Below are 21,414 nucleotides of genomic sequence, written 5' to 3'. Positions count from 1 at the left end.
TTTCTATTTTTTTCATTTTTTCACAGTGGATACCCAATCCGCGACCGTTTCAATTTTAACCTTTGTTTTCGGATCGGCCGTCCAGCGCTCATTGGCATTGTAGGTCCAACCCATATCACGCGAACCGCCGCCGTTAATCGTCGTGATCAAAAAACGGTTGCTCAAATGGCCAAAGAAATTGGCCTGATCCCGCCCCCACTGCTGATCGCCGCCGCTGGGATCCACGGGAATCCATCCGTAATTGGGCAGGTATACTTCCGCCCAACGATGAAACACATCATCGAATGAGGTATTGTCTCCCCGTACCACTACCGACCCCTGATAGCGCGCCGGTAATCCGGCCGCCCGGCAGAGCGCCACGTACACAAATGTGTACTCCGAACAGGAACCCGATCCGCGTTTCAGAACCGTCGGCGCCACATTCCATCCCCCGGACAATTCGTAGTGCATGTGATCAATCACATACCGAAACAGCTTACGGGCCACCCAGTAGGCATTGGTTTCATTTCCCACGACCTGTTTTACAATTTTTTGAAAATAGGGGTTGTGAATCTGATATTTTTCCCCATCGGCCAGATAGGCTTTCCGAATATTTTCGGGAATATCCTGCAGAGACCCCACCTTTTCCGGGAAAATGTAGTAGCGAATGTCAAAAATCTTCGCTTTTACCTTCATCACACTTTTTTGTACGTGCTGAGGAGATATATTCGTGTAGTCGAATTCCGCAAATTTCTCTTTCCATTGATCAGTGACCATCCTGGGCTGCTTTGGACCAAAAACTATTTTTCCTTCAATTTTTTGCTGGGGAAGGTTTTCCGGAATGGCGAAAAAGACACTGAGACTGCGGATGGTTCCCGGTCCGAAATTTCTGACCAGATGGGTCAGTGTAATGGTCGCATCCCGTTCCGACTGCAGGCTGTAGGGTGTATTGTCGATTTTTAAGCGGTAGATTTTGTTCGTTTCGTAATCCACATTCCAGAGGGAATGGCCGTCCCAGGCCAGGCCATTCGGGTAGGGTCCGGGAGAAGGCAAAACCATGATCACATCCCCGGTTTCGGGATAAACCATGTAGATTTCATTTTTCAGGCGATCCGTAACCCAGAGGTACGTTCCGTCAAACGTGAGTCCGTTGGGGCGGGCCGTGGGCGCGGGAATGGAGCGAATGGTTGTGCCGTCGTCCAAACTGATTTGGTTTAGAGAGTGGCTGCTCTGATCAGAAATCCAGAGCTGTTTTCCGTCGAAGGTAAGGCCCTGCGGATGAGATGTGGGAAAATCAAATGCGTGCAGGATGCGGCCGTTTTTGGGATCAATTTTAAATATCTTTTTGGCCTCCCGATCGATATTCCACAAATACTGTCCGTCCCAGGCAAGACCAAGGGGCCAATAGCCCGGCGATTCGATCGTTTTCAGCACCTTTCCCGAAGAAGGATCAATCTTGTACAGAAGATCCGTCTTTCGATCGGCTGCCCACAGATAGTTTCCGTCAAATGTCAGCCCGGTCATATCGTGTGACGGTGAGGAAAAAACCTGAGCCACATCTCCGGGTTTTGCAAACGCCAGACTTCCCCACACGAAAATAATCGTCAGAAAAAATGCAACACGTTTCATGATCCACCTCCCAGAAATTTAGGGGTTTCTTTAACTACAGGGATGCGATGGCTATCCAGATGTATTTAAACACCAGGGCAAGAAAGAAAGCCAGGCCTGTTGTGGCACCGATTGTAAACAGCGTCCACTTGCGGCCGATTTCCTTCCACAGCACACCGATGGTTGCTGCACAGGGAATGTAAAAGACCACAAAAATGGTAAACGTCATCATCTGCAAATGGGTCATAACCTGCGATAACTGGCTGGTTCCCATAGCCTGCATCAGCATAATCAGTGAGAGCTCTTTTCTCAAGATTCCAAAAATCAGCGTTACGCCGACCTGCTTGGGAAGAGACAACATGTAGGTGAAGGGATAAAGAAGATTATTAATGATCAAATCCCAATGGGCATATTCGATCACACTCAGAACCATACTGCCAACGATTAAAATAGGCCAGGCCACATACACAAATTCCCGCAGCCGGAACCACGTTTTCAGCCAGAGCACTTTGAAGGACGGCAGACGATAGGCCGGAACCTCCAGCATGAGACCGGGAGCTTCTTCAGGCATAATTTTGGTCATCACCTTGCCCGCAAAAGCAATCACAAAAAGATTCAAAACATAAATGCCCAGTGCCGCATTTGGCCCCACATAAAATGCGACCAGACCAAAAATAACCGTGGAACGCGCCGAGCAGGGAACCAATACCGCCAGCATGGCCGCAATAATCCGCTCCCGCCTGGATTCCAGAATCCGCGTGGCCATAACGGCAGGAACACTGCATCCATACCCCAAAATAAAGGGAATGACCGATTTCCCATGGAGCCCGATTCGGTGCATGAAGGTATCCATCAGATAAGCGACCCGGGGCAAATATCCCAGATCTTCCAGAAGAGAAAGGCCAAACAGAAAGGGAATCAGATACGGAAGAACAATCGCAATCCCACCGGAAAACCCCTGAATAATGCCTTCCACTATTTTGGCCAGAAAGGTTTGCGATCCGTAACTGGTTTCCAGTTCTTTGATGAGATCGTTAAAAATATCCAACAGAGGCCCCTCCAGATACCCCCCAAATTTAAACACAACCTGGAAAAAGCCGTACATAATGAGGATTAAGAACACATAGCCCCAAAGCGGGTGCATGAGAACATCGTCGATCCGGCCGCGAATGTCCGGTTTTGCCTTGCGGATTTCCGCAACCTCTTCAAAAATATTCAGGGACATGGCGTGGCGTTCTGAGGAAATGGCCAGAGGAGGTTCCTGTCCACGCTTCTTTTTAACCTCCGCAGCCACTTTTTTCTTGAGGGCCATGAGGCCCTTTTGCGATTGAAATTTTTTCAGGAAATAGGGGTCTTCTTCCAAAATCCGAAGCGCCAAAAACCGTTTGGAAACAAAGGGCCCTTCAAGATTATTGATTTCGATATGTTCGGCCAGTGTTTGAACGGCATCTTCGATGCAGGGACTGTAGGTAGGTATTATCCCCGTTGTTTTCTCTTTTGCCACCTGCTGCACTTTTCGAAAAAGCTCATTCAGTCCCTCTCCCTTGACCGCAATGGTTTCAACAACAGGAATTCCCAGCACGCTTGAAAGCTTTTCAGTATTGACGAAAATGCCTTTTCTCCGTGCCTCATCGGCCATATTCAGGCACAATACCATCGGTTTGTTCAGTTCCAGAAGCTGAAGCGTCAGTTCAAGGCTTCGTCCCAGAACCGAGGTATCCACTACATTAACGATAACATCAATTTCTTCCGAAATCAAATAATTCCGGGTATCAATTTCGGCCCAGTCGGACGAAACCAGAGAGTACGTCCCCGGCAGGTCGACGCAATTAAAGATTTGTCCATGCAGTGAAACCTTGCTCTCCGTAAACGAAACCGTAGTCCCCGGGAAATTGGACGTAACGGCCTTGTAGCTGGCGATATGATTAAAAATGGTGCTCTTGCCGCAATTGGGTTGCCCCACGAGCGCAATTTTCATTCTAAACCTCTACCAGGATTCGGGAAGCAATTCCGCGGCCCAGCGCCACCTCTGTTCCGTTCGATTCAATTAAAATAGGACCCCGGAGAACCCCTTTTCGTTTGATTCGAATAACGTCTCCGGGGTGAATTCCCATTTGTTCCAAACGCAGGCGGATTCCCATCCCGCCAACAATGTCCCGCACTCTGCCCACGCTACCCGGCTCAACTGCATCTAGTGATACTGTCATTTTTTCCTTCATCAACACGCATTGTAAGAATTTACCCGCGAATCATTTGTGTTCCGCATTTTGGACATTCTATTGAATAGCAGGGTGATCCCGCCTGATGGGGTACCGAAAAACCGCAGTTCGGACAAACACAGGTTCCGGCTGGACCGGCTCCGGGGCGGTTCCCCGCATTGCGGCCGATTCCCCGGCCCATTCCGCGTCCTCTGCCCGAACCAAATCCTCCTGCAGGTCCCGTTCCGTCTCCTCTTGGCATAATTTTATCCTCCTTTTTTATTCAGGATGTATCCCCAATCCGGCCTTAAAACCCACCGAAAAGCGGGCTTTTTATTGAGTGACGCCTTTTCTGCACCTCTTTGAGCGCCAACAAAAAAACACCATCCTGAGGGTGGTGTTTCTAACCGGTTTCCTGTTTGGTTATGAAATTGCGAACGGCTTCTCTGATGGTTGTACCGGAAATATCCGTTACAACCCTTACCCCAAGCGCGGCAAGGCTGCGTTCCGCATTGGGTCCCACGGCTCCTGTAAGAACAACATCTGCTTGTTTATCGGCAATCACTTGTGCTGCTTTAGTGGCCGCACCTCCCATGGCCTCCGCACCGGGATTGGGTACAGCCTCGTATGCCATGGTTTCGCTTTCTACAAAAACAAAATACGGACAACGCCCAAAACGTTCATCTACCGCTGCATCCAATGAATCTCCAGTCCCGGAAACGGCTATTTTCATTTTAACATTCCTTCGATATGTTCACATCAGAAACCGCGAATTCACAAAGCGCACCCATTTAACTTCACTAAAATCAATGAATCAAAATTCGTAAAATTAGAGGGAAAACGCTTTTCAGAGTCTGTTCAGGTGACTAAAAACCTTTTCCCAGATATCCGTGACAATCCGTGAAATTTTTCCATCTCCCGAAAAATGTACCAAAATTTCCCCCGCCTGAAGCGCCTTAATAACGCTGGTGTCGAAGGGAATTTTTCCAATCAACTCTACCCGGCGCTCACGGCAATATGCCTCTATTTGTTCCGTATTTTCAAGATTCAAATCAAATTTATTTACTACCACAAGTGCAGGGACCCGAAATTGCCGGGTCAATTCCAGAATTCGCTTCAAATCGTGAATCCCGGACATTGTAGGCTCCGTCACAATGACCGCCAGCTGGGTACCTGTAATCGCCGAATTCACCGGACATCCCACCCCCGGCGGACCGTCAATGATAATATAATTGAGATTTTTTTCTTTTGCAAGTTTTTGCGCTTCCCTGCGAACCAGGCTCACAAGCTGACCCGAATTCTCTTCGGCCACGCCCAATTGAGCAAACACCATCGGCCCGAATTCTGTTTCCGCAATGTACCACTTTCCATTTTCCTGCTTCTCCATGTGGATCACTTCAATGGGGCACATGCGTTCGCACAAGCGGCACCCTTCGCAATCCATGGGGTTTACCACGTAATCTTCGCTGATGGCCTCAAAGCGGCAAACTGTTCGACAGATGTCGCACGCCAGGCAGCTCTCCCGATCAATGACGGCCACCTGACTGCTCACAAATTTCTCCTCTTTCAAAATGGCCGGTTTAAGCAAAAGATGCAAATCTGCAGCATCCACATCACAGTCGGCCATAATTTTGTCTCCACTCAGCGCCGCAAAACTGGCAGTCAGGGTTGTTTTTCCGGTCCCTCCCTTTCCGCTCACAATCACCAATTCCTTCATGCCGCCCCCCCTTCCTCAATCGTTGCAAACAAGGTTTTAAAAATATCCCGATAATTCTCGTCCCATTCCACCAGAGAAATTCCTTTTGAGTAGGCCTCGGCTATCTGCCGCTCCATGGGTACGCGCAAAAGAATGGGCAGGCCCTCTTTGGCAGCGTAATCCTCAATAAGCCGATCGTTTCCATCCGACCGGTTAATAACAATGCCGCTCGGAACGCCGATTGCCCGCGTCATTTCCACCGCAAGTCTTAAATCATTCAGGCCAAACGGCGTGGGCTCCGTTACCAGAAGACAGTAGTCGGTGCCTTTGACGGCTTCCACAACCGGGCACGAGGTTCCCGGCGGAGCATCAATAATGACGGTTTTGGAGGCATCGCTGTATTTTTTCACTTCTTCTACAAGAGGATGGGCGCGCGTGGATCCCAGCTTGAGAATACCGTGCGCGAAAGAAACCCCTTTTCCTTCGCCAATTTCAATCCTTCCGATCTCCTGCCGCACCTCGTAAATGGCTTTTTGGGGGCAAAGCATGACGCAAGAGCCGCAACTGTGACACAGATCGTCAAAAATTAACACCTGATTTTTCACCACGGCAATGGCCCCATACTCGCAAACTTCGGCACACTCTCCGCATAAATCACACGTTTTCTCATCCACCCGGGGATACGGCAAGGTCACTGAAACACGCTTTTTTATGTCCGGCTTTAAAAAAATGTGGCCATTGGGTTCTTCCACATCACAATCCAGATATTGCGTATCGGGAAGTGCCAGAGCCAGGTTCACCGCAATGGTTGTCTTTCCCGTTCCACCCTTTCCACTTGCAACCGAAATAACCATTTTATTCTCCCAAAAGTCCCGTACCAGATCCCAAAGAATCGAAACGGCTGCATGAAACCGCCCGCACTTTCAACTATTCAATTTTAGTTTCTTTGCACACTCTTCACAGTAGCCTTCAAAGCGAATATGGTGATTCGTGATGACAAAACTGAATTTCTTTTGCAGGTCAACCTGAAGTTTTTGAATAACCGGCATTAAATCGGGTTCAAAATCAATAACCTTGCCACAGCCGATGCAGATTAAATGATGATGATGCCCCTTTGCGCTGCCATCTTCCCCCACAAATTCATACCGGCTGGGACTGTCCTGAATGTCCACACGGTTCAGGAATCCCATTTCCGTCAGAATGTCCAGGCTTCGGTAAACCGTTGCCAGACTAATGTTGGTGCGCTTTTTACGAAGAATTTCGTAAATTTCCCACGCTGTGTAATGATCGGTTCGATTCTTGAATGCATCCAAAACCATTTTGCGCTGCTGAGTTAACTTGTAACCCTGCATATTCATCTTTCTTTTCAGATCTTTTTTCATTCGCTCTGTCTCCATATAAATTTAATTGTTCGCAACACCAATACCATGTGATTATTAATTTGAGTACCAATTTAAATTAGAAATAACGTAAAAAAATTCTCCTTTTTTTAAAAGGAGAATCTTAAATCCAATTTATCAGCGGAATAAATCAATCACACTCACAAAGTTAGAGCACATTCAAAATAAAACCAAGAGAAAATAAAACCATGTCAGACATCATTTTGTAACGCCTTATTTCTATTGGCGATAACCCATGACAAAAAATAATAATCCCGCAAGAATGCGTACCGCCCCCTCTTAATCCTTTTCCAGTTCTTTAATACGGTTATTGATTTGCCGGAGCTGTTCCGCCAACTGCTTCGCCTGCTCTTTTAGTATCTCCAGTTCGTTCGGAGCACTTACCGGGGAAACCTGCGGAACCGCCGGCTGAGTGAAACCCGGAGCTCCCGTTGGCACTCCGGCTGTCCAGCCCATTCCGTACCCGCGGCCACCGCGGCCCCGGCCGCCCCCCATACCTCTGCCAAAACCACCTCCCATACCCGGTCCAAATCCGGCGCCTCCGCCATAACCAGCACCCATCGGAGGAACCGCACCCGCAGGAGCTGCCGCTACAGGATTGAGCTGATTGGATTTGAATCTTTCCACGGCTTCCTGAACGGTTCCAGAGATTCCTTCATACATTTGAACCCCCGATGCAGCCAGTGTTCGCATGGCATTGGGCCCAAAACTTCCGGAAACCACAGCCTGCACCCCCTCCATTACAACCAATTGGGCCGATTGAATGCCCGCTCCCCCGGTAGCCATTACATTCGGATTCTGAATGGCCTTAAACTGCCCTGTTTCGGTATCAACAATAATAAAATAGGCAGCCCGACCAAAACGAGGATCTGTCGCTGACTCCAAATTCGGACCCGATGCCGTAACTGCAATCTTCATAAACGTACACCTCCCTCACTCAAATCCCGGCCCCGGCCATGGATTCCTGCCATGGCCGGGAACTTTTTTACTTCGACTCTTTTTCAAGAGCCTCAATTTGCTGATTGATGGCTTCCAGTTGATTTTTAATGAGTTCCGCCTGATTCTTCAGGAACTGCACCTGCTGCTCCTTTGTAACCGTTGGCACAAAGGCACCCGGTGGATTGACTCCAAATCCACTCATCCCAAACGGAACCGTTCCCGATTGAATGGCCTGCCAGTACGCATTTGCCTGGGGTGTCGGCCAGGAACCCGTCATTAAATAAGTGGCTCCCGGGGGCATGCCCGTGGGCGTCACACCCCACCAACCCGGGCTAAATCCCAGACGCATCCAACCGGGCAAACCGGTCATCTGGTACATCCAGCGATAACCTCCCATTGCAAGCACCTCCTTGAGTATGAATTGATTTACGGAGTTCTATTCTGCCAGGAAATGGGTGCGCCCCAGCCGCCTGCCTGCCACCCATAGGGTGGAATCGGCGCGCCGGACGACCATTGATTGGACGACCATTGATTGTACTGAGGATACGCCCACCAGCCTCTCGGCAGCCAGGGGTATGCCCTGCAATAAGGCGTTGGGTTTCCCCAACCGCGCCCCCGGCCAAAGCCATAACCCATGCCGCCAAATCCAAAGCCTCTTCCTCTTGGCATAACAATCACCTCCCATTTTTGTGTTTACCTCATTCACGTATTGCAATTACAGTGCCAACATACCGGCAAAATCACAATATTTAATTACTTATTATTCAATAAGTTACAATTTGTCCCTGCGGCGTGAATGGAATCGCTTTTTGGAATTGGGATCATAAATGAAACCCTTTTCTACCATATTTTCTATCTCGTTATATTTACAGAAGGTTAGATGGTTTCATTTATTAACCCATATCTTTCAGGTGAAACACTTGGGTGAAATTAAATTAAGGAATGAACCGCTTTGGAAGAGAAATCGAGTGACAGCATTTTGGCAGTTAAAAAAGTGCGGATGTGGCGAGGCCCCGTTTTTCCAGACACGCCTTGATACGGCCCCACCTGGGGGCCAAAGGAACCGGCCCTCGCGTATTCGCCGGAGACGCCTGCAGTAAGACGACCGGCCGGTTAAAATTCCGTACAAAACGGAATCCGGATTACTCTCCCTTTTTCAGTGTTTGGCCTAAAAAGCCTTCAACTTTATCCCAAAATTCCGGGTGAAAATGGCAATCGGAGTGTCCCTTTTGGGGAATAAGCCAGAGCTGCACCTTTTCCGGTTTTCCGGCTGCTTTCAACTGATGTGCCTGCGCCGGCGGCACGATAACATCATTTTCGCCATGAATAAGAAAAATGGAGGCCTGCGCCTGTTGAATGTTTCTTACCGGAGCAATGGCATCCAATTTGGCGCCGATTCGAAGCTCAACATATTTGAACAACAGCCAAACCAGCGGGAAATATGGCACATGATACTGCCGAAACTCGTAGCGCATCACATCGCCCGGATGAGCAAAAGCTCCCACCGTAACCACGCTCTTGATTCGAGGATCCTGAGCAGCGGCGTAAATAGAAGCCGCCCCGCCAATGGAAAGTCCGATCAAACCAATCCTTTCGGGATCGGCCTCCTTTTGTTTCCGGACAAAATCAGCGGCCGAGAGAATGTCTTCCGCAAATTTGAGCATGGAGGAATAGCCGTCGGGGTCGCTGCTTCCGTGATTACGGGAATCGAATGCCAGAAGATTGTACCCGGACGGATGCAATTGACGGATGTACGGCAGCATCCGCTCTACGTTTCGCCCCCAGCCGTGGACCAAAATAAGCGTCGGCGCCGGATGATTGTCCTTCGCCGGAATCCACCAGCCGTAAAGAGTCCGGTTATTTTTAGTGGGAAAGCGCACCTCCCGAAACGGAATATTAAATTTCTCGGGGGTGTGTTGATGCGCTTTTTTGGGGTTCCGGTACACAACGGCTACCATAACAACGATCAAAACCAGTAACAGTCCGAACAATCCAGCTAAAATCCAAATCCAGGTCATGTGCCAATTTCCTTTTCGAATTATTTTACATTAAAATACCGGGCTTCCGGGTGGTGAACAATAATTGCCGAGGTCGACTGTTCCGGCTCCAGCATAAACTGCTCGGTTAAGGCTACGCCAATCTCTTCCGGATGCAGCAACCGGAATATCTTCACCTGATCCTCCAGATTCGGGCAGGCAGGATACCCGAAGGAATAGCGCGCCCCCTGATAACGCATTTTCACAATTTCCTGCGGGGTGGCGGCATCGGCACCGGCAATACCGAGCTCCTCCCGCACCCGCTTATGCCAGTACTCGGCCAGAGCTTCCGTCGACTCCACACCAAATCCATGAAGATACAGATATTCCGCGTACTCATTTTCATCGTAAAGTCTGTGCGTGATTTTGCTGATTTCCTCACCCATGGTCACCACCTGAATGGCTATCACGTCCATTCGGCCGGATTCAACAGAGGCAAAATAATCAGCCAAACACCGGTAGGGAGTCTTTCTTTCACGGGGGAATGTAAAACGCTCGATTTCCGTCGTTCCACTTTCATCGTAGAGGATGACGTCATTTCCCTCCGATTGGCATTTGAAATATCCGTAGACCACCCGCGGCAGGAGCCAGTGATTTTCCACAACCTCTTTCTTCAGCCGCTCAAAAATCGGCTCAACAGTCTCCTGAATAAACCGGTCGTATTCCTCTCCCTTTAACCGCTTATTTCGTTTGAAATGCCATTGTCCGCGAAAAAGAGCCGCTTTATTAATGAAGGTAAAAATCTCATTTAAAGGAATCTCCGTTACAACCCGGCGGCCCCAGAACGGGGGCTGTGGAATGGGCACCTTTTTGGCAATCGCTGAGCGTTGCGGCCCTTTCCCTTGCAAAGAGGATTTGTGCCGTTCGGGGAGGGGTGTTCCGCTCCCGGCAGCCTTAATGTGGCGGGACGTGTCCGCATTTTTAAGCTGATTCATGACGGCCAGTCCGTCAAACGCATCCTGTGCGTAGTAAACGGACCCTCCGTAGGTTTTGGCCAATGTTTCTTCCACGTACCGGCGGGTAAGTGCCGCACCGCCCACAATCACGGGCACATCCTTGATTCCCCGGTGCCTCATTTCTTCCAGATTTTCTTTCATTACCACGGTGGATTTCACCAGCAGTCCGCTCATTCCGATGGCGTCCACCTGATTGGCCTGGGCTACCTTCAAAATATCGTCAATAGAAACCTTGATGCCGAGGTTGTACACCTTGTAACCATTGTTGCTTAAAATAATATCCACCAGATTTTTCCCGATGTCGTGTACATCCCCCTTAACCGTTGCCAGCACAATTTTGCCCTTTTCACTGTCTTCCGTGCGATCCATGTAGGGTTCCAGAAATGCCACCGCTTTTTTCATCACTTCCGCCGATTGCAAAACAAAGGGAAGCTGCATTTGGCCGCTTCCAAAAAGGTCCCCGACCACCTTCATTCCCTCCAGTAAAATCCGGTTAATAATTTCCACCGGTCTGTATTTTTTGAGGGCCTCTTTCAAATAGTGTTCCAGGTTCTCCCGATCGCCATCAATAATCTTGTTCTTCAGGATTTCTTCCAGCGGCAGATTTGCCGCCACTTTTCGCTGGGTGCCGCCGGTCTTTTCTTTCACAAGGGACAAAAATTCCGACAGCGGATCAAAATCTCCGGTCTTTTCGTTGAATATGATTTTCCGGGCCAGCTCTTTCTCCTCCGGATCCATTCGGTTGAGAGGCAAAATCTGGGCATAATTGACAATCGCCATGTCCAGTCCCGCCTCAATGGCGTAATACAAAAAGACCGAATTAATAATCCTTCGGGCGTAGGGTTTTAATCCGAACGAGCTGTTACTCACCCCCAGAATGGTTCGAACGCCCGGGATGTCCTGTTTAATTTTTCGGATGGCATTCATGGTTTGCACGGCCGCATCCGCATATTCCGGATTGGCCAGCGTAAATGTAAGGGTGTCGAAAATCAAATCTTCGGGACGCAATCCGAATTTTTTTGTGGCCAGATCGAAAATACGGTGGGCAATGGCCACTTTTTTATCGGTGGTCAGAGCCATGCCCGATTCGTCAATCGTAAGGGCCACGACAGCCGCACCGTAGGTTTTCGCCAGATTTAAAATGGCACCGAACCGCGAACCCTCCCCATCCTCCAGATTCACGGAATTAATAATGACCCGGCCGCCAATTAATTGAAGAGCACGCTCAATGACATTGATTTCGGTGGAATCGATCATTAAGGGAATGGTAATTTGTTGATTAAATCGCCGAATCACTTCGTCGATATCCCGAACTTCGTCGCGTCCGGCGTAAGCCACGCACACATCCAGCATGTGGGCGCCATCCTTCTCCTGCTGACGTCCAATCTGAACCATCGCGTCATAGTCTTCCGCCAGAAGCAGCTCCCGGAATTTTTTACTTCCATTGGAATTGGCCCGCTCTCCTACAATAAGCGGCGGCGGATTTTGATCCATTAAAACGGTCTGGTAAAGGCTGGAAACCGAGGGCCGGAATCGGGGATTTCGGGGGGCCGGTTTCAGATGCGAAACCGCCTCAACCACCGCCTTCAGGTGATCCGGTTCGGAGCCGCAGCATCCTCCGACAATTTCCACACCATTTTGGGTGATAAAATCATAATGCGCCCGCGCCAGTTCTTCCGGCGTGAGCGGATAAACCGTCTGCCCGTCAATATTGTCCGGCATTCCCGCGTTGGGCTGAATGGAAATCGGAAACGGGGAATAATGGCCGAGGTAGCGCACGTGCTCGCGCATGTCTTCCGGCCCCGTGGCGCAATTCATTCCGAACGCAAACAGCGGAAAGGGTTCCATGGTGGTCACTGCGGCACCTATTTCCGTGCCCACCAGCATCGTGCCCAAATCCTTTTCAATGGTAACCTGAACGATGACGGGAATGTCCCGCCCGCGCTCCTTTTCCAGTTGTAGGATGGCCAGAAGGGCCGCCTTGGCCTGAAGAATGTCCTGAGATGTTTCGATAAGAAACAGATCCACACCGCCGTCCATCAGGGCTTTTGCCTGATCGTAGTACATCTGATGGAAGCTGCGGAAGTCAATTTGCCCCAGAGAGGGCAGTTTGGTTCCCGGCCCCATGCTTCCGGCCACAAATCGCGGTTTGGACGGAGTACTGAATTCTCTGGCAGCGGCTTTTGCAATTTCAGCCGCCTTTCGATTGATCTCGTAAACCTGATCGGCCAGCCCGTATTCCTTCAGCACCAGTGCCGTTCCCCCAAAGGAATTGGTTTCCACGATGTCACTTCCCACCTCTAAAAAAGAGGTGTGAATCTCCCGAACCACGTCGGGACGCGTGATGTTCAGATACTCGTTGCATCCCTCAAACCGGGCACCGCCAAAATCCTCTGCCGTAAGATTTTTTTTCTGGAGATTGGTGCCCATGGCCCCGTCGAAAATGAGAATTTTTTTATGGAGAAGCTCGCGAATTTTCATTGTGTATTTGCTCCCAAACTATTTTTAAGAACTAATTTATGAATTTTCCGGGAGGAAATCAAATGTTATGTGGAGGATTCGGTGTTGTGGAAAGTTTTTTATTCGCTTTTCCGGAGGGACTGTGATGCGGCCAATCCATCAAAAGGGCCGCTGCCGTGCGGCTCAAATTTTCGACAGGATTGACGGGATGTTTTAAATATCCGGTCAATCCTGTCAAACTCCTTAAGATTAGCCTTACGTCCTCTTGACCAGACTAAAACCCGACGGAAAGCGACGACGGCACGGACAATCCCAGAATCCAGCGAAATGCAACCGCCTTTTCTCCGGCGGGCGGCCGGCTCACCCAGACGGGGAAAACTAGCTGAAGGATCTTTAAATCGAGCAGCAAACCCGCATCTGCCCGCAGATTTCCAAAATCCACGGCGCCGGTTGACGTCCACACATTGCCCAGGTCGTAAAAAAAACGAACCGGCAGCAAAGGCAGAGGAAAATCCACATTAAGCGTTGAAATCACATTTCCGGCCGGATGAATTCCCCCGGTGTACTGGCCGTAGTAGCCCCTTAAATTCCCCTGGCCCGGCAGATAAAAATCTTCCAGGGGAGAAAACCGGCCCCTTCGATCCAGAACCAGAAAATTGCTTCGATCCACATCCAGATCGCCTGCCAGGTAAAACCGTCGCTGCAAGGGGACATTACCGGACACGTAACCGGCAAACACCCGAAAATGCGTGTCAAAGGATTTGGTTACCCGAAATGTTTGATTGATTTCCAAACTGGAGCGCCAGTAATCGAAACGCCCCCAATTTCCTTTGATTCCCTTTTCGATTAGAATCTTATAGCTGCTTTTCAAGCGAATGGTTTTCATTTTAAAACGGTAAGATGCAAAAAATTGTGCCTCTTTTCCAAGACTCCAATCCTGAACATTAACATAATCGAGGTCATACACACGATTCGCATTCAGGCCCAGCCTTACGGATTGCGTGGGCGGCCGTTTCAAATAGGGTCCCGTGGTAAAACGTATTTCCACGCGATTACGAATATAGCCCATGACATTTAGCGCTTCAAGTGAAAGCCTGGACCGCCGATTGAAAAAGGGCAGGTCTTGTGTCAGCTTTGCCGACCGGTTGATTCGTTTGCTTCGCAATCCGTAATAGGCACTCAAATCGATTGTTGGATTATTGACAACCGACACCCCGTAATGAATCCACGCGCCCGCCTGAACACCGTCCTTTTCGGAGTTGTACCACACGAACGGACCATAAAACAGTTGTTTCTTGTAAAAATTGGGAAAATTTGCCAGAAAAGACACCTGGAGCCCCACGGGCTTTTGATCATTCCAATGATTAATTTCCAGAAGGTTGTGATCCGGGTCGATGGCAATGCGGTTAATCTTTTGCCGGGTCTGAAACGTAACCTCGCGTACTTTCTGTGTGCCGTCGACGCGTTTGGTCCGGGTTTCACCCGATTTTGTTCGAACCTGAACATCCACCGGTACCACACCCTCTGCCCGGCGTTTTATCTGAACCGTTGTCCGGTAGCCGGTGTCCGTTTTCTTGCGGGTCACTTTCCCAAGGGCGTAATCAAATTTTTTCGTAGTTCTCAGCCATTCATCAAAAAAATAGGTGTAATCCTTTCCGGTAACACGGTTCACCACTTCCACAAAATCCTCCGTGTGAGGATGCTTGTACTGCCATTCTTTAAAGTAGGTCTGCATCACCCGATTAAACATTTCCTGACCCAAAAGCTGTTTTAATTCAAACATCATCCAGGCCGTTTTGTGGTACACCATCGAGGCATAGGCCTGTTTGAATTTGTACGCCGGTTGAAGAATGGGTTCATCCATGTCGTGGTAGGCGTATGCGAAATAGGACGAATAGGCCGTCCACCGGTCGCCCATCGGGGGCAAAAACGACAGCCAGTGCGGGTAATGTGTCATGTTTCCCTGACGCCCGTATTTGGTTTCCAGGTAGCGGATTTCGGAAAACGTGTTGATCCCTTCGTCCATCCAGGCTTCATCCATTTCGTTCGACCCGAGCATTCCATAAAACCACTGGTGGCCCGTCTCGTGCATAATCACCATTTCCAGAACACGCATAAACGGGATATTCATCGACGAGATGACGGTAATATTGGGATATTCCATTCCTCCGCCAGCGGATAAATCACCGTCAACCACAGACATTTGCTTGTAGGGGTACGCACCGTACCATTTGCCATAGTAGTGGAGTGTATCGTGCACATAATCCACAGCATCTTTCCAGGCACGCTCGTGTTTGGGCAATACGTACACATAAATATGGGTGTTTTTATACGTTCCCGTTTTCACAATAAAACGGGCATCGGCAAACCAGGCGAAATCGTGCACCTTTTCTGCATGAAAATGAACGGTTTTCGTTTTGGTCGTTTCATGCGCCTTGATCCGTTCCGCCCGGCTTTTTAAATATTTCTTTCTTTCCTTCTTTTTCATCTGCTCAATTTTTTGTCCTTCTCGAATCAGAGAATCCCGAAAGGCAATTTCGGAAGCCGGTTCCACCAGGTTCCCGGTGGCGGCAACCACCATATCCTTCGGAAGTGTGATCCACACATCGAAGGTTCCAAACTCCCCGTAAAATTCTCCCGTGGCGTGATACCCGTCGGGGTGCCAGCCCTTGTCATCATAAACAACAACCTTCGGGTACCACTGGGTAATCTCGTAATGGCGGCCCTCATGCCCCAATCGCGAAAAGATCAGGGGAATCTTCACAAAGAATTCAATCTCAAAAGTAATGGACTCTCCCGGCTTCAACGGTTGCGGCAAGGTTACCTTTGTTTCGGTGATGTCTCCCGGCTTGTACGCCCATTTAGCCGGCGTTCCGTTGACCGTGATGCGTTTCCACGTGGTAAAACCCCGGTCCTCCGGTTTTGAAAAATAAAAACGCGAGTTTCCTTTCGCAGCCATTTCTCTTGCAAAAATTGTGGTGTTATCCTTGTAGGCATTGGGGTAGGTGTGAAACCAAACAAAGGGAAGGGTGTGAGGAGAGTGGTTCGTGTAGAAAAGCCTTTCTTTTCCAACCAGTGTATTTTTTTGTGTGTTTAAGGTCACATGAATTTCATAGGCCACATCCTGCTGCCAATAGGGTCGCGGTGCCGTCCATCCGGCCGAAGCAATCAAAAGGAAAAGAAGCGAGAAACATACCGTCCGTCGTTTCATCGGAAGCTCCTTGATTTGGTGATTTTTTCAAATTTGGAATTGCATTTTGTATCCCCGTGCTATTCCGGACTCCCCGGTGTGGTCTGACAAACGGGTTCTACTGTTTTTTTGGGGAAAAGTAATCTTTTTGAAAATAGGACACAACGTCTTCTTAACCCACCCCCTCAATCCCCCTCCCTTATTTAAGGGAGGGGGAAGGGGGGAGGGTCAATAACAAAAAAATGTTACGTAAAAACATACTTTTCAATTAATTGCAAAGCGACTCCATGTTAATAGCAAATTAATTTTTTTCACAATTTGTGATCTTATTTTGTTACGAGCCATTGCCTGTGCCTGAAATCTTGATTTTTTCAAAGCTTTCTATCTTTTTTATTCTACCCTTGTGTTTTCGTGACTTTGTGGCTAATGAATAATGCGCCAGCAGAACGTATCGAGGCGCCGTAGTAAAATCCGTCATCTCGATACATCTGCCTCCGGCAGACACTCGATGGCCGGCCTCGTGGTCGCCGAGTGTTCTGCGCCAGCAGAACGTATCGAGGCGCAAGCTTTAAAGGGCACCTCCTCCGCCCTCACAAAACAGCCAAATCCACGATTCGTTGAATCAATTGGGGAAAAGACAACCCAAACGCTTTGGCTGCTTTTGGCACCAGGCTGGTCTTCGTCATTCCGGGCAGGGTGTTGACTTCCAGACAAAAAGGATTATCCTGCTCATCCACACGAAAATCGACCCGGGAGTACTGGCGGCACCCCAGGGAACGGTGTGCCCGCAAGGCCATGTCCTGCAATTGATCCCGCAGCGTCTCACTGATGTTTGCCGGAACCTCGTACGTGGTCATTCCGCTTTGGTATTTGCACTCATAATCGTAGATGCCGTGTTTGGGTTTGATCTCAATCACCGGCAGCGGACGGTCTCCCAGAATTGCCACCGTCATTTCGCGGCCGGGGATGTACTTTTCGATCAAAATATCATTTGAATACTTTCCCGCCAGTTCCATTGCTTTTTCCAAATCCCCCTCTTTCCACACAATGGTCAGGCCCACGGTTGAACCCTGATCACCCGGTTTTACCACAACCGGATACGGTAATTCTCCCGGAAGTGATTCTTTAATAGCAGCCCCCTTCATCTCGTCCGCCCGGGTAAACACCCAGGAAGCCGTGGGAATGCCCTGGTGCTCAAACAATCGCTTCGACACGATTTTATTCATGGCCAGCGCACAGGCCAGATAACCGGATCCCGTGTAGGGAAGTCCGGCCAGATCGAGCAGACTTTGTACCCGGCCATCCTCGCCGGCCCCTCCGTGAAGCCCGACAAAAACAAGGTCGACACCCTGTTCCGCTACGTATTCAACCGCTTCAATAATTCGGGCCGAACTGTTTTTGGGCAATTCTTCCAGAGAAGGCGGGCGCGCGGAAACATCCTTCTGCAGAGTGGGTTCGTTCAGATTGAGGTGCCCCGCCCCCATCGCCGGATCGACTAAAAATATTTCGTGGTTGTTTTCAAGCAAAGCCCGGGCAATCGCCTCCCCGGATGCAAAAGAGACCTCTCGTTCGGCGGAATTTCCGCCCAGTAAAACCGCAATTTTCATTCTATTTGATTTCCCTTAATTGTTTATAAATTATAACAACGAAGACTCCAGGACACAAAGAATAAAAAAAATTAGAGCCGTCTGTTAGAACAATATTGTGTGATTTTTTACGATTACTTGAGAAATTAACATTTAACCTTGCGAGGCTGCCCTGTAAATCCTTTGTGTTTTTGAATCTTGGCGGCTATTCATTCAGCCTTATATTTTTCAAGCATTTCTTTCAAAAACCTTTCACATTTTTCTTTCCCCAAAATTTCCACAACCTTTGGGAGTTCCGGTCCGTGCATCTGGCCGGTCAAAGCGATGCGGACGGGCATCCAGAGGAATTTCCCCTTCACACCCGTTTTTTTCTGAACCGCTTTCATAATGTGCATAAACGTCTCGGCAGAGAGTTCCTCCGTTCGGGAAAGTTCTTCCAAAAATGCTCGGAAAACCGCTTGGGACGATTCTTGTGCCACCATTTCCCGGGCTTCGTCAGACTCAATAACCACGCTTTCCTGGAAAAAGATTTTGGCATGTTCCGGAATTTGCGCCAGATAATCCACTTTGCTGCGGACGGTCTCCACCACCCTGCGGATATAATCGCGATCACCGACCGAAAATCCGGCTTTTTCCAGATACGGAACAGACAGTTCAACCACCCGATCGAGTTCGGCATTCCGAATGTACCAGCCATTCATCCAGTTGAGTTTTTCAACATCAAAAATGGCCGCCGATTTAGACATCCGCGAAAAATCAAATTCCCGGATGAGGCGGTCAATCGGCAAAATTTCGTCCCCGCTTTCCGATGACCAGCTGAGCAGACTCAAAAAATTCACCAGAGTCTCCGGAAGATACCCCTTTTCCCGATACATGCGCACTGAGGTTATGCCGTGGCGCTTGGAGAGTTTGGAGCGGTCGCTGCCGAGAATCATTGGAATGTGAACAAACAGTGGCACATCGAATCCCAGTGCCCGAAAGAGCAGAACCTGTTTTGGGGTATTCGAAAGGTGATCGTCGCCGCGGATGATGTGGGAAATCTTCATCAGCGCATCATCCACCACAACAGCAAAGTTGTACGTAGCCACGCCGTCGGAGCGAAGAATAATAAAATCGCTGATATTTTCCCCTTCAAAAGAGATCTCGCCCTTGATCACATCTTGAAAACGGATGGTTTCCTGCGGGACGTGAAACCGAATGACCGGCTTCCGGCCTTCGGCTTCGTAGGCGCGTTTTTGTTCCTCCGTGAGGTGAAGGCAATGTCCGTCGTACTTGTGTTGTTCCCCTTGGGTCAACGCTGCCTGATTACGAGCCTCAATCTCTTCCTGCGTACAGTAGCAGAGAAAGGCCTTTCCCTCCTCCAGCAACTGCTGAGCAAATTTGCGGTAAAGATCCAGCCGTTCGGACTGCCGATACGGCCCGTAGTCCCCCCCGATATCCGGGCCTTCATCCCAGTTCAATCCCAACCAGTGCAAATCTTCGTAAATCCCCTGTTCAAATTCCCGGGTTGAACGCTCAAAATCGGTGTCTTCAACCCGTAAAATAAATGTCCCGCCGGTGTGCCGGGCAAACAGCCAGTTTAAAATGGCTGTGCGTGCATTGCCCACGTGCAAATATCCGGTCGGACTCGGTGCAAATCGAACGCGCGTTTCCATTAACTCTGTGAACTCCTTGCTTTTTGTTTGATCCTGTAAAAGACAATTCCCACTCCAATTCCGAGCAAAACAAGGCTGCCCACGATCAGATTGTAGGTTTTAAGTATATGCAGCAGGGCGGCTTTATTTTTCAAGATCTCCAACCCAACCGCCAGAAGCATCGTATTCCAGAGGGTTACCCCCAAAAAGGACAAAATCGCCATTTTCCAGATTTCAATGGATGAAAGTCCTGCAATAAGTGCAATGGTCGATCGAAATCCCGAAAAAAACCGGTGCCCCAGAACCAGCCAGGATCCGTGGCGCTCAAACCACCGATCAACTTTATCCAGGCGTTTGGCATTCAAATGAAGCCATCTCTGGCGGAGCACCCAGGCCTTTCCCCAGCGAAAGGCCAGATAAAAAACCAGATAAAAGCCAAGGGTTCCCCCCACGCTCACACAAATAAGAACGATCCAGAAATTGAGCCACCCCTTTTCGATGAGCAAAAGAGACAACACAATCACGGTGTCGCCGGGAACGGGAGGAAAAACATTTTCCAGAAATCCGACAAAAAACAACAGGATGTAGCTCACCACTCCCGATTGCTGATGAAAAATCGCAAGCCAGTGTTCCACGGGGGTATTTAATCCTCAGACGTAACGGTGACCACTGCAATTACCTGTATGCCTTCTCCTTTTCCAAACGGAGTCAGGCCTTCGCCGCTTGTGGCGGTAATACCAATATCGTTCGGTGAAATCCCCAACAGGCCGGACAATTCTGCCTTCATCTCATCGATTCGGGGGCTTATTGGAGGTATTTTTGCCTCAATGGAAATCGACACGTGCGTCACTTGCATGTTCTTCAAAAACCGGAGGGCATCTTTCAGGTACACGCGGCTGTCCGTGATTCCCTTTTCCCGGCATAAATAATCGCTTCGTTCGCCCAGAATATTCACTCCGGTCACGCCTGAAACGGCATTGGTGATCGCATGCAGGACCACATCGGCGTCGCTGTTGCCCTTCAGGCCGGGGAATCCCTCAAAAACGATGCCGCCCAGCACGAGTTTTTTCTCCGGATTTTCCCGGTCAAACCGGTGACTGTCCTGTCCCAGCCCCACGCGGATGCTCATAAAGGGTTCTCCGTAAATTTTTTCAGAATTAATTCCGCCATCTCCAGATCTTCCGGATGTGTGATTTTGATGTTGTACGGGCTTCCCAAAACCGCGTACACCGGGAAACCGGCATGTTCCAGAAGGGATGCGTCGTCCGTACCGTAGAAATGATCGGCCTGCGCCTTTTCGCTGGCCTGCTCAAACCAGTCGTAACGAAACGTTTGAGGCGTTTGAATTTCCCAGAGTTCATTTCGGTTGAGCGTGGCCCCAACCTTCCCGTCGATCACCCGTTTGACCGTTGCCGTAATGGGAATTCCAACGACGGTCGCTCCGTGTTTGCGGGTTTCCTCGATAGCCCGGTGCAGGATTTCCTGTGTCACAAAAGGGCGGACCCCATCGTGAACCAGGACCAGCTCCGGTTCCACATCGATTGCTTCAAAGGCCGCCCGAACGGAATCCTGGCGTTCTTTGCCGCCTGCGACAATTTTTCGGATTTTTTGGATCCCGAAGCGGTCGATAATCTCGTCGGCCACAAATGTTAATTCTTCTTCCGGTACCGAAAGAATGATTTCATCGATTTCCCCGCACTGCTCAATCTGTTTCAGGGTATAAAAAAGAATC

General features: G+C 49.4%; 19 protein-coding genes. All 19 read right to left on the bottom strand.

Going from position 1 to position 21,414, the window contains the following annotated elements:
• Nucleotides 1-12: 12 nt before the first annotated feature.
• On the bottom strand, nt 13-1,608 hold the full coding sequence (locus tag GXO76_06280) for a transglutaminase (protein ID NOY77462.1): 1,596 nt from the start codon (nt 1,606-1,608) through the stop codon (nt 13-15).
• 34 nt (nt 1,609-1,642) lie between these two features.
• Nucleotides 1,643-3,565 carry a ferrous iron transport protein B gene (gene feoB / locus GXO76_06275; GenBank protein NOY77461.1) on the bottom strand — a complete coding sequence of 641 codons (1,923 nt, stop codon included), beginning with the start codon at nt 3,563-3,565 and terminating at the stop codon, nt 1,643-1,645.
• Nucleotide 3,566: 1 nt separating this feature from the next.
• Nucleotides 3,567-3,794: a ferrous iron transport protein A gene (locus GXO76_06270; protein ID NOY77460.1), complete on the bottom strand. Its 228-nt coding sequence runs from the start codon at nt 3,792-3,794 to the stop codon at nt 3,567-3,569.
• A gap of 31 nt (nt 3,795-3,825) precedes the next feature.
• Nucleotides 3,826-4,047: a hypothetical protein gene (locus tag GXO76_06265; protein ID NOY77459.1), complete on the bottom strand. Its 222-nt coding sequence runs from the start codon at nt 4,045-4,047 to the stop codon at nt 3,826-3,828.
• 141 nt (nt 4,048-4,188) lie between these two features.
• Nucleotides 4,189-4,518 (bottom strand): dinitrogenase iron-molybdenum cofactor biosynthesis protein, encoded by a 330-nt coding sequence (locus GXO76_06260; GenBank protein NOY77458.1) that lies wholly within the window; start codon nt 4,516-4,518, stop codon nt 4,189-4,191.
• Between the two features lie 114 nt (nt 4,519-4,632).
• Nucleotides 4,633-5,502 carry a P-loop NTPase gene (locus GXO76_06255; protein ID NOY77457.1) on the bottom strand — a complete coding sequence of 290 codons (870 nt, stop codon included), beginning with the start codon at nt 5,500-5,502 and terminating at the stop codon, nt 4,633-4,635.
• Complete coding sequence (locus tag GXO76_06250) at nt 5,499-6,335, bottom strand: P-loop NTPase (GenBank protein NOY77456.1); 837 nt, start codon at nt 6,333-6,335, stop codon at nt 5,499-5,501. Before GXO76_06250 ends, GXO76_06255 begins: the two co-directional genes overlap by 4 nt.
• A 69-nt stretch (nt 6,336-6,404) precedes the next feature.
• Complete coding sequence (locus GXO76_06245; GenBank protein ID NOY77455.1) at nt 6,405-6,863, bottom strand: transcriptional repressor; 459 nt, start codon at nt 6,861-6,863, stop codon at nt 6,405-6,407.
• 297 nt (nt 6,864-7,160) lie between these two features.
• Nucleotides 7,161-7,799, bottom strand: coding sequence for a dinitrogenase iron-molybdenum cofactor biosynthesis protein (locus tag GXO76_06240; protein ID NOY77454.1), 639 nt, complete (start codon nt 7,797-7,799; stop codon nt 7,161-7,163).
• 67 nt (nt 7,800-7,866) lie between these two features.
• A complete protein-coding gene (locus GXO76_06235) occupies nt 7,867-8,217 on the bottom strand; it encodes a DUF5320 domain-containing protein (protein ID NOY77453.1) in 351 nt (116 codons plus the stop codon).
• A 29-nt stretch (nt 8,218-8,246) separates the two neighbouring features.
• Entirely contained in the window at nt 8,247-8,489 is a 243-nt protein-coding gene (locus tag GXO76_06230; protein NOY77452.1) for a hypothetical protein, read from the bottom strand.
• Between the two features lie 473 nt (nt 8,490-8,962).
• A complete protein-coding gene (locus GXO76_06225) occupies nt 8,963-9,838 on the bottom strand; it encodes an alpha/beta fold hydrolase (protein NOY77451.1) in 876 nt (291 codons plus the stop codon).
• 20 nt (nt 9,839-9,858) lie between these two features.
• Nucleotides 9,859-13,293, bottom strand: coding sequence for a methionine synthase (gene metH / locus GXO76_06220; GenBank protein ID NOY77450.1), 3,435 nt, complete (start codon nt 13,291-13,293; stop codon nt 9,859-9,861).
• Nucleotides 13,294-13,546: 253 nt separating this feature from the next.
• Nucleotides 13,547-16,483 (bottom strand): hypothetical protein, encoded by a 2,937-nt coding sequence (locus GXO76_06215; protein ID NOY77449.1) that lies wholly within the window; start codon nt 16,481-16,483, stop codon nt 13,547-13,549.
• Nucleotides 16,484-17,052: 569 nt separating this feature from the next.
• Complete coding sequence (locus tag GXO76_06210; protein NOY77448.1) at nt 17,053-18,069, bottom strand: D-alanine--D-alanine ligase; 1,017 nt, start codon at nt 18,067-18,069, stop codon at nt 17,053-17,055.
• Nucleotides 18,070-18,257: 188 nt separating this feature from the next.
• Nucleotides 18,258-19,703 (bottom strand): glutamate--tRNA ligase, encoded by a 1,446-nt coding sequence (locus tag GXO76_06205; protein NOY77447.1) that lies wholly within the window; start codon nt 19,701-19,703, stop codon nt 18,258-18,260.
• Nucleotides 19,703-20,317, bottom strand: a complete 615-nt coding sequence (locus GXO76_06200) for a DedA family protein (protein ID NOY77446.1) — start codon at nt 20,315-20,317, stop codon at nt 19,703-19,705. Before GXO76_06200 ends, GXO76_06205 begins: the two co-directional genes overlap by 1 nt.
• Before the next feature lie 8 nt (nt 20,318-20,325).
• The gene (locus GXO76_06195; GenBank protein NOY77445.1) at nt 20,326-20,811 is read right to left on the bottom strand and encodes a 2-C-methyl-D-erythritol 2,4-cyclodiphosphate synthase; all 486 of its coding nucleotides are present in this window, start codon (nt 20,809-20,811) and stop codon (nt 20,326-20,328) included.
• A partial coding sequence (ispD, locus tag GXO76_06190) for a 2-C-methyl-D-erythritol 4-phosphate cytidylyltransferase (GenBank protein ID NOY77444.1) occupies nt 20,808-21,414 on the bottom strand: 607 nt, incomplete at its 5' end. The genes ispD and GXO76_06195, both read right to left, overlap by 4 nt.

The sequence above is a fragment of the Calditrichota bacterium genome (assembly GCA_013151735.1).
Classification (GTDB): domain Bacteria; phylum Zhuqueibacterota; class JdFR-76; order JdFR-76; family BMS3Abin05; genus BMS3Abin05.
This window is presented reverse-complemented; position numbering and strand designations above follow the sequence as displayed.

What these genes read in the sequence shown, in the direction of transcription:
- GXO76_06195 (NOY77445.1), bottom strand. Translation starts at nt 20,811, where the DNA reads ATGAGCATCCGCGTGGGGCTGGGACAGGACAGTCACCGGTTTGACCGG.
- GXO76_06265 (NOY77459.1), bottom strand. Translation starts at nt 4,047, where the DNA reads ATGCCAAGAGGAGACGGAACGGGACCTGCAGGAGGATTTGGTTCGGGC.
- GXO76_06240 (NOY77454.1), bottom strand. Translation starts at nt 7,799, where the DNA reads ATGAAGATTGCAGTTACGGCATCGGGTCCGAATTTGGAGTCAGCGACA.
- GXO76_06215 (NOY77449.1), bottom strand. Translation starts at nt 16,483, where the DNA reads ATGAAACGACGGACGGTATGTTTCTCGCTTCTTTTCCTTTTGATTGCT.
- feoB (NOY77461.1), bottom strand. Translation starts at nt 3,565, where the DNA reads ATGAAAATTGCGCTCGTGGGGCAACCCAATTGCGGCAAGAGCACCATT.
- GXO76_06280 (NOY77462.1), bottom strand. Translation starts at nt 1,608, where the DNA reads ATGAAACGTGTTGCATTTTTTCTGACGATTATTTTCGTGTGGGGAAGT.
- GXO76_06225 (NOY77451.1), bottom strand. Translation starts at nt 9,838, where the DNA reads ATGACCTGGATTTGGATTTTAGCTGGATTGTTCGGACTGTTACTGGTT.
- GXO76_06255 (NOY77457.1), bottom strand. Translation starts at nt 5,502, where the DNA reads ATGAAGGAATTGGTGATTGTGAGCGGAAAGGGAGGGACCGGAAAAACA.
- GXO76_06230 (NOY77452.1), bottom strand. Translation starts at nt 8,489, where the DNA reads ATGCCAAGAGGAAGAGGCTTTGGATTTGGCGGCATGGGTTATGGCTTT.
- GXO76_06270 (NOY77460.1), bottom strand. Translation starts at nt 3,794, where the DNA reads ATGACAGTATCACTAGATGCAGTTGAGCCGGGTAGCGTGGGCAGAGTG.
- GXO76_06260 (NOY77458.1), bottom strand. Translation starts at nt 4,518, where the DNA reads ATGAAAATAGCCGTTTCCGGGACTGGAGATTCATTGGATGCAGCGGTA.
- GXO76_06205 (NOY77447.1), bottom strand. Translation starts at nt 19,703, where the DNA reads ATGGAAACGCGCGTTCGATTTGCACCGAGTCCGACCGGATATTTGCAC.
- metH (NOY77450.1), bottom strand. Translation starts at nt 13,293, where the DNA reads ATGAAAATTCGCGAGCTTCTCCATAAAAAAATTCTCATTTTCGACGGG.
- GXO76_06210 (NOY77448.1), bottom strand. Translation starts at nt 18,069, where the DNA reads ATGAAAATTGCGGTTTTACTGGGCGGAAATTCCGCCGAACGAGAGGTC.
- GXO76_06235 (NOY77453.1), bottom strand. Translation starts at nt 8,217, where the DNA reads ATGGGAGGTTATCGCTGGATGTACCAGATGACCGGTTTGCCCGGTTGG.
- GXO76_06245 (NOY77455.1), bottom strand. Translation starts at nt 6,863, where the DNA reads ATGAAAAAAGATCTGAAAAGAAAGATGAATATGCAGGGTTACAAGTTA.
- GXO76_06250 (NOY77456.1), bottom strand. Translation starts at nt 6,335, where the DNA reads ATGGTTATTTCGGTTGCAAGTGGAAAGGGTGGAACGGGAAAGACAACC.